Source organism: Acidobacteriota bacterium (assembly GCA_021161905.1).
GTDB lineage: Bacteria > Acidobacteriota > B3-B38 > Guanabaribacteriales > JAGGZT01 > JAGGZT01.
Genome location: JAGGZT010000032.1, coordinates 1 through 11100 on the forward strand (window position 1 = coordinate 1; position 11100 = coordinate 11100).

General features: G+C 50.1%; 11 protein-coding genes. 4 read left to right on the forward strand and 7 right to left on the reverse strand.

The features are described from left to right. The 5 genes from J7L64_04545 to J7L64_04565 all read right to left on the reverse strand — a co-directional run. Nucleotides 1-466, reverse strand: a 466-nt coding sequence (locus J7L64_04545; protein ID MCD6451610.1) for a carboxypeptidase regulatory-like domain-containing protein, incomplete at its 3' end; no start/stop codon positions are given. A 341-nt stretch (nucleotides 467-807) separates the two neighbouring features. Then, nucleotides 808-1236 carry a hypothetical protein gene (locus J7L64_04550; protein MCD6451611.1) on the reverse strand — a complete coding sequence of 143 codons (429 nt, stop codon included), beginning with the start codon at nucleotides 1234-1236 and terminating at the stop codon, nucleotides 808-810. Then, on the reverse strand, nucleotides 1237-2421 hold the full coding sequence (locus J7L64_04555; GenBank protein MCD6451612.1) for a divergent polysaccharide deacetylase family protein: 1185 nt from the start codon (nucleotides 2419-2421) through the stop codon (nucleotides 1237-1239). It abuts the gene before it with no gap. After that, nucleotides 2405-3571 carry a PDZ domain-containing protein gene (locus J7L64_04560; GenBank protein ID MCD6451613.1) on the reverse strand — a complete coding sequence of 389 codons (1167 nt, stop codon included), beginning with the start codon at nucleotides 3569-3571 and terminating at the stop codon, nucleotides 2405-2407. The genes J7L64_04555 and J7L64_04560 overlap by 17 nt, the downstream gene beginning before the upstream one ends. A 2-nt stretch (nucleotides 3572-3573) precedes the next feature. Next, nucleotides 3574-4731, reverse strand: a complete 1158-nt coding sequence (locus tag J7L64_04565) for a peptidoglycan DD-metalloendopeptidase family protein (protein ID MCD6451614.1) — start codon at nucleotides 4729-4731, stop codon at nucleotides 3574-3576. A 173-nt stretch (nucleotides 4732-4904) separates the two neighbouring features. Between J7L64_04565 and J7L64_04570 the strand changes: the two genes are divergently transcribed. Further along, nucleotides 4905-6254: a glucose-6-phosphate isomerase gene (locus J7L64_04570; GenBank protein MCD6451615.1), complete on the forward strand. Its 1350-nt coding sequence runs from the start codon at nucleotides 4905-4907 to the stop codon at nucleotides 6252-6254. A 173-nt stretch (nucleotides 6255-6427) separates the two neighbouring features. Further along, nucleotides 6428-6631 carry a twin-arginine translocase TatA/TatE family subunit gene (locus J7L64_04575; protein ID MCD6451616.1) on the forward strand — a complete coding sequence of 68 codons (204 nt, stop codon included), beginning with the start codon at nucleotides 6428-6430 and terminating at the stop codon, nucleotides 6629-6631. Between the two features lie 17 nt (nucleotides 6632-6648). Here the strand turns inward: J7L64_04575 and J7L64_04580 are convergent, their stop codons facing one another. Beyond that, the gene (locus tag J7L64_04580) at nucleotides 6649-7920 is read right to left on the reverse strand and encodes a hypothetical protein (GenBank protein MCD6451617.1); all 1272 of its coding nucleotides are present in this window, start codon (nucleotides 7918-7920) and stop codon (nucleotides 6649-6651) included. A 130-nt stretch (nucleotides 7921-8050) separates the two neighbouring features. On the opposite strand from J7L64_04580, the gene J7L64_04585 reads away from it, so the two are divergent. Both J7L64_04585 and J7L64_04590 read left to right on the forward strand, forming a co-directional pair. After that, nucleotides 8051-8407 (forward strand): winged helix-turn-helix transcriptional regulator, encoded by a 357-nt coding sequence (locus tag J7L64_04585; protein MCD6451618.1) that lies wholly within the window; start codon nucleotides 8051-8053, stop codon nucleotides 8405-8407. Nucleotides 8408-8519: 112 nt separating this feature from the next. After that, entirely contained in the window at nucleotides 8520-9308 is a 789-nt protein-coding gene (locus J7L64_04590) for a sulfite exporter TauE/SafE family protein (GenBank protein ID MCD6451619.1), read from the forward strand. Here the strand turns inward: J7L64_04590 and J7L64_04595 are convergent. Beyond that, nucleotides 9305-10768, reverse strand: coding sequence for a glutamate--tRNA ligase (locus tag J7L64_04595; protein ID MCD6451620.1), 1464 nt, complete (start codon nucleotides 10766-10768; stop codon nucleotides 9305-9307). The genes J7L64_04590 and J7L64_04595 overlap by 4 nt on opposite strands. Nucleotides 10769-11100: the final 332 nt, after the last annotated feature.

Consider the following 11100-nt stretch of genomic DNA (forward strand, 5'->3'; position numbering starts at 1 on the left):
ACATACTCCGAGTACTCGGCAGGTGACGCAGAAGATCAGTAGTGAAGTTCACACTGATGGTGGTCGACTGCTTATCCACTACCGGCGACTCACCGGTAACCGTTATCGTCTCCGCTACCGCCGCCACCTTCATCGTAACATTGAGAGTAGTGGTTTTACCCAATGAGACGACGATCCCCTTGCGGACAAGGGTGGCGAACCCCTCGAGCTCAAACTTCACCTGATAAACACCAGGAGGAATCGCCGGGAAGCGGAAGAACCCATGCTCATCGGTCTGGGTAACCAGCTGAGGCACGATCATCGCTGGGCTGGTGATGGTCACCGTAACCCCAGGAAGCACAGCGCCGGTCTCATCCTTCACCGTCCCGTTCAGGTTACCGGTCTGGACCGAGCTCTGGGCAAAGGCGGTGGCGGTAAGCCCTAAGGCAAAAACCACCATCACCACCCACAACAATTTTTTACTCATCGCCCTTCTACCTCCTTACATTTGATTAATCATCTAAATAAAGCTTCCATTTTTTACTAAGCAAGAGAGATGCCATTTTAGGCTCCACCGGTGAAACCTATTTAAGTATCACTTAAATAACAAATTACAACAAAAATGTCAAAACCTTGCCTTTATTTACCCCAGTCGTTGTCCCTGGATAAGTTCGGTTTTTTGAAATCCGAATTCAATTTTTTGGTCTATCCTTATAATTGTTGGTAGTAATAGTCAATTAGCGAAATAGTTCAATCCAATTTTTTGGAGGGAAAAATCTCTTCTCCGAAGAGCAAATAAGAACCGAGGGTCAGAAGAAAAACACTACCCTACCGCCTCTTCCTTCGCCTTGAGGGTGGCAAAACGCTTCTTATGAGAAGAACCATCGCGGCAATAAGTACAAGGAAGTGAAAGAAATACGCCTTTAAAATGGCATAGAGGAAGGATACAACCTTGATCCCGGTATAGAGTCGAGCCTTTGTCTCAGGGGAGAGGCGGGGCACTATTACCTCTGCTACTACCTTCCCCACATAGTAAGAAGCGGTGGAAAGTTGATCCGAAAGTTTGGAGAAAAGCCCCTTTTCTGAATCCCCCTTTCTCAATTGGGAGGTGGGTTTCATCCTTTTATCCGGATGAGTGAGGGTAGGTGGAAATAAGACGAAGGAAAAAATGCCTCCCATTAGGAAAACTACCCCCATAATAAGAAAAGCCCTTCTCCTTCTGGAGATGTTCCCCCTTCTTCTCCCAAGTCTTGCCATTTATTCAACCACCTCTGATATAAAAACGAGCTCCGCTCCATTTCTGTTTAGCAAGGGGAGAATATCCTTTAAAGATTGGACCGTTGTTATCGAAAGATGGGCGATACCAACAGCCTTTCCCCGCTCCTCGGCTAAGGAGAACAACCTCCGGAGGTTGCCCGCGACATCATCGTTGTGGGAATTGACCCCCTTATCGAGGAAGATGGTCCTCACCCCAACGCGAACCCCGAGCTCTTTTCCCTCCCTGGCGGCAACCGAATAATCGGTGGTCCGGCTATCAACGAAGAAGAGCCTCTTCTCTTTCAATACCTCAAACACTATCCTCATAAGGTCCCGATCCTCGGTAGCTCTTGAGCCCATATGATTGTTCACCCCTACCGCATAGGGGACGGTGAGGAGATCATCCTCGATCGTCCACCTCACCTCCTCGGGGCTCATATCGATGAAGATCGCTCCCTCCCCCGGGTTCTTTTCCGGATAACCAACCGGCTCCATCGGCAGATGGAGCATCACCTCAAAGCCAAGCCGATGGGCGAGCTCCGCTGACTCCCGGGAATAAGGAAGATGAGGGAGAACGGATACAGCAAGGGGACAATCAACGGAGCTGAGAAGGTCCTCAAGAAGGACGATATCATAGCCCACATCATCTATTATCAACGCTACCTTTCCCAAAGCCTTCCTCTTCCCCAGAGGGGAGTTTCTCCTCTCTTTCAAGATAAGGCGGTGGGAAACCCTATTGCCAACGACTATATTTACGATAAGCCGGTTGGGGTTTCGAGAAAAGCGAGAAGAAAGAGAAATAGAAGAGGAGGGAAGCCCCTTTCTAAGCTCTGCCACGATCCTTTCCCGCCTTTTATTGCCAGGAAAGTCTCCTCTGACCAAAATAACCCCACCCTCCCCCCTTCTCCCGGGAAGGGCTAAAGATATACCAGCCTTTTTTGCTAAAGAGGGGAGTAATTTATCTATCTTCGCCTGCGTTTCAAAAAAAACCGCCTCGGTTCTCGCCTCCCTGTTACTAAAAAGGAGGAAAAAGAAAAGGACAAAGGCGATGCTCAGCGAAACAAGGAGAATTCCGGTGAAAGTAAAGGGGAACTTCACCCTCCCCTTTACCTTGCCCCTCTTCTTCCTTATGGAGCTCCTCTTAGTAGAATTTCTCGCTCTCTTTTTCCTACTCGCTGGTGCCAATTAGATGCTCCACCGCCTTGGTCAGCTGAAGTTCGTAAGGAGATCCCCCTACCTCCTTAGCCTGGGGAAGAGGGATGGAAAAAGAGGGGATAACGCCGTGCCCCGGTAAAGAGACACCCTTGGGGGAGACGAACTTCGCCACCGAAAGGATAATGGCGGAACCATCGCTCAAGGGAATAGCCTTCCTCACTGCACCATCACCGAAGCTCTTTTCCCCCACCACCTCCGCCCGATTGTTTTCGGCGAGAGCGAGGGCAAACGCCTCGGGTATCCCCTTGGTCCGGCTATTTATCAGCACCTCCACCTTGCCAGTAAAAAACCTCCCCTTCTTCGCCCGGTAGCTGGCTATCAGTTGCCCTTTGCTTCTGAGGGAGAGGATTACCCCTCGCTCAAGAAGGAAATCCGCTGCTCTCGTCATATCGGGAAGGGAACCGCCAGAAGCATTCCTCAAGTCTATCACCAAGTAGTCGATCCCATCCCTCTCTAATTCACGAAGCCACTTCTTAAAATTGGCAACGACCCCCTTGGTAAAGGTGGGGATTTTGAAATAACCAACCTTACCCTCAATGATCCTCTTCTCCCCCCTCTCCTTCTTGAGATGATGGCGAATGAGGGATAATTCGATCTCTCCCTTGGCTCCAGCCCTCCTCACCGTGAGCTTTACCTCGCTCCCCTCATCCCCAGAAAGGAGGTTTCTCACTTGAAAAAGGGTCATCTCCCTGGTGGGACGACCCTCTATGGAGACAACCAAATCTCCAGGAAGGATCCCCGCTTTATTAGCGGAGGAACCGGAGATAACCCGTAACACCTCGGGGAAGGAGTTACTACTCCTCTTAGCGACAACGAGCCCCACACCCGCCCGCGGCATAACCATATCCTTCTGGTATTGTCGATATTCCGCTTTGGAAAGGTAGAAACTCTCCGGATCGAGCCCCTCAGCCATCCCATAGAAGGCGGCGGAAAAAAGACGGCTGAGATCGACCTTTTCCACATAGTTCCTTTTGATCAACTCAATCACCTGGGTAATGATGGTAAGTCTGCGGTAGCTTCCCGCTTTCGAACCTGCGCTCCCCAAGATTATCCCAAAAAGGGCGAAGAAGACCACTACCGCAGTAATTGTAATAAGCTGTTTTCGATACCTTCTAAGCATTGCTATTTACGCTCCTTAATTGGTTTCAGCCAATCCAAAGGGTTTTCAGGGACCCCATTGTGCCTCAATTCGAAGTGGAGGGAAGGACCGGAGAGAAAACCAGTATCCCCTACCAAGGCTACCGGCTCTCCCTTCCTCACATAATCACCAACCTTGACCAGAAGCTTCGAGGCATAGCCATAAAAGGTCCAATACTTATCCCCATGGTCTATTATTAGGAGGTTTCCATAACCTCGGAACCAGTCAGCATATATCACCTTCCCATCAAACACCGCATAAACCGGGGAACCGGGCGGTGCTGCGATATCTATTCCCTTTCTCACCAAATAGATATTGAACTTGGGGTGTTTAACCTTCCCAAAGGTGGCGACGACCTTCCCCAAAACGGGCCAGGAGAGTAACCCCTTGAACCGGTAGAAAGGAAGAGGGGGTGAGGGGGGAACCCCCTCGGTCGAGAGATCCGCCACCAACCCTTCGAGCTTCCGCGATGCCTCCATCAGCTCTGATATCGCTTGCAAGGTCAACTTCTGCTCCCTCCTTACCTTGGCCAGATAAGCCTCCTTCTCCTTCCGCAGCTTTCTCACCTCCTCCGCCTTCGCCGCCGTCTCCCTTCTCAAGGCGAGCAACCTTCTCTCTCCCTCCTTAAGCTCCCTTTTCGAACGGGTAAAAAGGGCGATATCCCGCCTAAACCTATCTATAAGCTCCCTATCCCGACGGGCTAAGAAGGAAAGGTAGTAATAGCCCTCTCGAAAACCTCCTGCCTCCTCCATTGAAAGAGCCATACGAAGATAGCTGAGCCTGCCCAATTTGTAGATAAAGACCAACTTCCTTCCTAAAAGCTTCTTCTCATCATCTATCTTCTTCCTCAGCTTAGTGATCCTCCTTCTTACCTCCCTCTGTCGTTCTCGATTTATCCTAAGCTCCACCTCGAGGCGATCAAGCTCCGCCCTCCTCAATTCCACCGCTACACCCAACCGCTCAAGCTCCCCGAGGATGCTTTTTTCCTCGGAAAGAGCCGCCTCATACCGTGCCTTGAGCCTTTTTATCTCCTCCTTTATCCTCCTAAGCTTCTCTTTGTCCGATACCTTCTCCTCTCGAGGGAAAAGAAGAAAGGCAAAAGAGAACAGAAGGAAAAAAACGAAAACCGCCCTCCGCTTCATCGAAGACCGCTACCCCCAACCCCTACTCCCTCTGTTCTTAAGAACAGGGAAAAACTTTAACTTATCCAACATTTATTATTCTATTCCCCCTGGCGAAAGGTGTCAACAAAAAGCCCTTCCCGGTTGAATCCTCCCCCCAACCGGGGCTATACTTATCCCAAAAGGAGGACACGGTGGAAGAGAAGGCGAAGGAAATAAGATACGATTATCAAAACGCCCTCCACGAAAGGGTGGGCGATGAGGGAATAAAGGGGGAGGAGATCGATAAAAATCTTCCCCTTGGAGAAAGATTAATCGACGAGGTAAGGAGAAAGATCAAAAAAGGGGAATACAGCTTCGCCTCCTTACCCGATGATGATGAGACCGAGGAGGAGGTCCGCCGCTTTGCCCTCTGGTCAGGAAGAAGGTTCGATCAGGTGGTGGTAATCGGGATGGGAGGCTCTGCCCTGGGCGCCATCGCCATAGATGAAGCATTAGCTCCTCTCTCCTCTGAGTTCTCCTTTCGCCTTTATCCTAAGTTGATCGTCCTTAAAAACATAGACCCGACAATAACCGCTCGCCTTGCCGCTACCCTCGACCTCAAGCGAACGCTCTTCATCGTGATAAGCAAATCGGGAAAGACGGTAGAGACCTTAGCTAACTTCCTTTCCTTAAGGAAATTCCTCATAAAAGAAAAAGGGATAACAAAATATCGGGAGAATATCGTAGTCATAACTACCAAAGGGAAAGGACCCCTTTTCCAGCTTGCAAAGGAGGAAGGTTATCAGCTCTTTTTTATCCCCGAGGATGTAGGGGGGAGGTTTTCTGTTCTCTCACCAGTGGGGCTTCTTCCCGCTGCCCTTATCGGCGTCGATACCAAGGAGTTAATCACCGGTGCTTCCTTTATCCGAGATAGATTGATCAACCTCCCTCCCTCGGAAAACCCTGCCTTCCTCTTCGCTCTTATTCACTTCCTCCTCTTTCGCAAGGGGAAACGGGATCAGGTCATCTTCCCCTACGCCACTACCCTCCGTGGACTCGCCTATTGGTACCGTCAGCTCCTTGCCGAGAGCTTGGGGAAAAGGAGCGAACAAGGCGCCCCTGTGGGACAAACGCCAGTGGTAGCGATCGGGGCAAGCGATCAACATTCCCAACTCCAGCTCTACCTCGAGGGACCGAACGACAAGGAATTCCTCTTTCTCGAGGTAGAGGATTTCCCTGAGGATATCACCCTACCCGATGTCCTCCCTCACCGAGAGATCCCCCAGTTCCTTGCCGGAAGGAAGCTCTCGGAGATACTCACCGCGGAAAAGAGGGCGACCGAGCTCGCTCTGACCAAAGGAAAGAGACCAAACACCACCCTAATCATCCCTGAAATAAACGCCTTTACCCTGGGGGAGCTTTTCTTATTCTTCGAACTCGCTATCGTCTTCTACGCCTTCCTTCTCCAGGTTAACCCCTTCGACCAGCCGGCAGTGGAGGAGATAAAGAGGAATACCGCTTCCATCCTCTCATTGAAAAGACCAAAAGAGGGAAATGGCTGATGACGAAATAAGAAGAGCAATTGAGAGGGGTTAATTCTCGGATATCTTCCGAGGATAACTCGCAATAGAGATACCCGGGTGGGAAGGGGTGGCTTAAATACGATTGACTTATCGCTATTGAAGGTCGTAAAATAAAAATTGTTTTAAAAGAGAATTTACTTGGGAGGATTAAGATGTTTGGTTCGATTGGTATTCCGGAGCTTTTGCTCATTTTCGGTATCGTGCTTCTCCTATTTGGGGCGAAGAAGCTACCCGAAGTGGGTCGCGGCTTGGGCAGAGGGATAAAGAATTTTAAAGAAGCGCTGAGCGGAACTTCCGAGAACAAACCAGCAGAAAAGGAGCTGGAAAGAACTGAAGAAAAGAAGGGAGAAGACTGAGGAAGCCAGAGAGGCACTTAGGGCGAGAAAAAGCGGATTTTTGCTTCCTGACCGAGCGAGCGCTCCGGAAGAAGGGAAGGGTTTATTTCACTTATTTTTGTTTTCGGCGGAAAGAAATAAAGATATTGGTAAAGGATGTATTCGCCTGGTTCTGCCTTTAAGATATCGAAGGAAAATCCAAGCTCAGGGAAGCTCCCCGGTTCTCCTTCAGGTAATTTACGCTTTTTCCCATCATCAGCAAAATAAAAGGAATGGGGGAGCATTTTTGCTCTCCTTTCTGGTCGAATGAAGAAGAGTAGCACCCCCTTTTCTCCCGAGAGAAGAACAAAATTCGTTTTACAATGAGGAAAATCTTTTTCCCCTGGTTCCATCTTTCCATCCGCTATCCCATGATATCCACCAGGAAGGTAGATCTCCATACCTGAGGCAGAACTTGCAAAGTCAAGCGAGGTACGGAAACTGGCGGAACTACAATAACGGGCAAGTCTTATCGGCGATGAGACCACGATGGGAAAGACGATCCCCTCGGGATAAAACCCTATCTCCACCTCCCCTGAAGGGACCTTTCTTCCTACCACTTTTAATTCTGGCTTTCCCACCACGGTTATCCTCAGCGGTCCTCTCCTTATCCCCCTCGTTCGGAAGGCGATATCTCCCTCGGTTTTAACCATCGGCTTTATCGCCAAGGGATAGAAAAACCACCACTTGAGGCGTGCCTTTATCCTTATCTTGCTCCGATCGAGTATGCTTCTTCCTGAGGGAAAAGCAAGCTCCACCAGAAAGTACCTATCCTTAGCCAAAGCCGCCGAATAGGATGGGGTTCGAACAAAGAAGAAATTTCCCCGGGCATATGATGATATAACCTTCTTTACCTCCCTTTGGGAGGAAGAAAGAGAAGGAAAAAGATAAAAATATTTCCCCCTCACCTTGAGCTCGAAGACAGGCGAGCAAAGGGAAGAAAGAGCTGACGCTGGTGCCCGCTTGCCTCCCTCCTCAAGGAGGAATATGAGTTCATCATTCGGTCGGAGTAGACCCGCCTTCTCACTCCCCCCAAGGAGAAGCTTCCCCTCATCATCCCGCTCATCCACCTGAAGAGTAACAGGGAAAAACCTACCCCCCTCATAGCGACAAAGGAGGAGAGAGGAAATCGGCTTTCCTAAAAGAGGGGACAGCTTCTCTCCTCGAATGATTACCGTGGTGAAATGTTGAACACCGCCTAAGGATGGAAGAGCGAGAGAAACCCCTATTCCGAGCAGAAAAAACCATATTTTTAAAATCTTCCTCTCCATTATGCGCCTTCTATATTAACGCAGAACAAACCATTCCTTAAAGCTTTTTTCGCTTCAGTCAATTAATCCTTGACAGAGAAGGCGACATTATATATCGTTATATACTAATAGAGGAATATAGGGAGGGCTTATGGAAAAATTGGCCAGGATATTCAAAGCACTCTCCGATCCCACCAGGCTCCGAATAATGAACCTTCTCCTTGAAAGAGAGCTTTGTGTTTGCGATCTCACCAAGGTGCTCGATATCAGCCAGCCGAATATATCACGCCATCTTAACTGCCTTAAGAACGCCGGCCTTGTCTCTTCACACAGGGTTGGGGTTTTTATTCATTACGAAATAGCCAACCTTCCTCCTGAGTTTAAGAAGTTCCTTAACGCACTTGACGAGATATTCCATCACCATCCAAAGCTCAAAGAGGATCGGTTGCGCCTCTCTTCCCTTCTTAAAAAGAAGCTCATCGCCACTGGCTGCAATCCGGAAGGGTAGACGGAAGGTAACCAATCCTGCGATTAGGAGATCTTTTTACCTTAGCTTTCTTCTTGTCAATAGACTACCGTCTGATAAAATAGACTACTCTTTTATCGATGGAGAGGGTTCAATGGCTCTTCTGGTAATTAGCGGCATCGCCATATTCTTTATCGCGATGATATCCTCCGCCTTCGGGATCGGTGGGGGAGCCTTTTACACCCCGCTTCAGGTGCTTCTGGGCATCGAGTTCCACAAGGCAACCGCAACCACTATGCTCATCATCCTTGCCAGTTCCTCCTCCGCCTTCACCGTCTATCGGAGGAAGAAGCTCGTCGACTACCTCCTCGCCCTCATCCTCGCTTCTTTCTCCGCCTTCGGCTCCTTTCTCGGCGGTTTCTACTCGGGAAGGTTTAGCGGTAGCTCCCTCTCCTTTCTTTTTGCAGTAGTGGTTGGGACAAGCGGGATCATTATGTTCCTTTCTCCAGAGGAGAGAAGGGGAGGAGTATCGTTCACTCATTGGTGTATAAGGAGAGAGATGGGTGAAGATAGCTATGGGGTCAACCTACCGCTTGCCATTCCCCTCGCCTTCCTCATCGGGATGGCGGCAGCGATGATCGGGATAGGCGGTGGGGCGTTGATGGTTCCGATGATGGTTTTGATCTTCCGGGTGCCGATAAAGATCGCCATAGGAAGCTCTTCCCTCATAGCTCTCCTCACCACCTTGCTCGGCTTTGCTGGCCACTTTGCTGCCGGACACTTCGAACCTAAACTTGCCTTATTCTTAGCCCTCTCCGCCTTTCTTGGAGGGCAGTTAGGACCACGGATAATCATCCGGATCGAGCGGAAAAAGGCAAAGAGGTTTTCCGGGATCTTGCTTACCGGATTAGCCGTTTGGATGGGGATACGGGCTTTCCTCTAATCCAACTTGCCCTTCTTACCATCGCCCTCCTTCAAAAATCCTATCGCCCTATCGATCAATTTGAGCGTCCTCTCCTTACCCATTACCTCGAGGAGTTCAAAGATACCTGGTCCCACCCTCTTCCCGGTAAGGGCAACCCGAAGTGGATGGATAAGGGCTGCCGCCTTTATCTTAAGCCGGTCAGCGGTGAGACGGAGAGCTCGCTCCGTGTCCTGGGCGGTAAACCGGGGAAGAAGGGTAAACTCCTCTTTAAGCTCGGAAAGGTAACGGGGAAGCTCCGGATCGGTGAAATGTTTCGCTACCGCCTCCTCATCGTACTCAAAATCATCGCTTAAGAAAGGCTTGGCATCGCGGGCAAAATCAGGAAGAAGCTTCACCCGCGGCTTAAGGAGATCTATAAGGAGGAGGAACCAATCCCTTTTTTCCCCAGCTAAAGCCTCATTCCATAAACCCACTCTCTTCAGCTGTTCGGCGACCAGGGGCTCAAGCTCCTCCGCCCTCTTCAGGGAAATATATTGCCCGTTCAGCCATTCAAGCTTGGTGATATCGAAGACCGCGTTCGACTTACTGACCCCAGAAAGGGAAAATAGCTCGATAAGTTCCTCCCTTGGGATTATGGTGCGGTCATCACCAGAGGACCAGCCGAGAAGGGCAAGGAAGTTGACCATTGCATCGGCTAAAAACCCCTGTTCCTTGTAGGCGAGAACTGAAGTTGCCCCATGCCTCTTGCTCAACCTCTTCCTGTCCGGACCGAGGATAAGAGGAAGATGGGCAAATTGGGGAGGCTCGACGCCAAAAGCCCGGTAGAGCATAATCTGCTTCGGGGTATTCGAGATGTGATCATCCCCCCGGATAATATGGGTAATCTTCATATCAATGTCGTCCACCACCACCGAGAGATGATAGGTGGGATGCCCATCGGAGCGGAGGAGGACGAAGTCCTCGATGTTCTCGTGGCTGAAGGAGAGCTCTCCATGAACGAGATCGGTGAACCGGGTTTCCCCCTCCGGCACCTTGAACCTTATCGCTCGGGGAAGACCCTCTGCCTCATTTTTCTTGACCTCCTCCGGGCTTAAGCTCAGGCAATGGCGGTCGTAGCGCCAGGTCCTCCCCTCCCCAATCGCTTTCTCCTTCTCCCTTTTGATCCGCTCCGGGGTACAGTAGCAGTAATAGGCATAACCCATCTCAACCAGTCGCTCCGCATACTCCCGATAAATGGAAAGGCGATGCGATTGATAGAAGGGACCCTCATCCCAGATGAGCCCGAGCCAGCGGAGCGCCTCAAATATCCTATTGACCACCTCACTTGAGGAGCGTTCGACATCGGTATCCTCTATGCGAAGGATGAACTTTCCCCTCTTATTTCTCGCGAAAAGCCAGTTGAAAAGGGCGGTTCTCGCCCCTCCTACATGGAGCTCACCAGTGGGAGACGGGGCAAACCTCACCCTCACCTGCTCCATTTGCCACCTCCTTAACACCAGATGATCGCTCAGATAAAGTTCAGGTCTTTTAGTTTACCAAAAATGGACAAAAAAAGAAAAGGGGAACATCCCCCTTATTTTGAAAAAGTCAATCGCCGCACCTAGAACCCCCACATTACCCCAAACGAAACACGAGGGACGAATAAGCCAGGCCATACCAAACAGTTAAAATCAAACCTAAACCACCTATTGGGCTTGTTCAGTTTATACCTCACCCCTGCACCTACATTTGGTAAAAACCAGCTGCGCCCCCTCTAAAAGCGACCAGCAGAAAGTACCACCAGCAGTCAGATATAGAGTTTATTTTCCGG

Bases quoted from the DNA above. Each gene is read 5' to 3' on its own strand.
- J7L64_04560 (MCD6451613.1), bottom strand. From the start codon at position 3,571: ATGCTTAGAAGGTATCGAAAACAGCTTATTACAATTACTGCGGTAGTG.
- J7L64_04565 (MCD6451614.1), bottom strand. From the start codon at position 4,731: ATGAAGCGGAGGGCGGTTTTCGTTTTTTTCCTTCTGTTCTCTTTTGCC.
- J7L64_04595 (MCD6451620.1), bottom strand. From the start codon at position 10,768: ATGGAGCAGGTGAGGGTGAGGTTTGCCCCGTCTCCCACTGGTGAGCTC.
- J7L64_04550 (MCD6451611.1), bottom strand. From the start codon at position 1,236: ATGGCAAGACTTGGGAGAAGAAGGGGGAACATCTCCAGAAGGAGAAGG.
- J7L64_04575 (MCD6451616.1), top strand. From the start codon at position 6,428: ATGTTTGGTTCGATTGGTATTCCGGAGCTTTTGCTCATTTTCGGTATC.
- J7L64_04580 (MCD6451617.1), bottom strand. From the start codon at position 7,920: ATGGAGAGGAAGATTTTAAAAATATGGTTTTTTCTGCTCGGAATAGGG.
- J7L64_04590 (MCD6451619.1), top strand. From the start codon at position 8,520: ATGGCTCTTCTGGTAATTAGCGGCATCGCCATATTCTTTATCGCGATG.
- J7L64_04585 (MCD6451618.1), top strand. From the start codon at position 8,051: ATGGAAAAATTGGCCAGGATATTCAAAGCACTCTCCGATCCCACCAGG.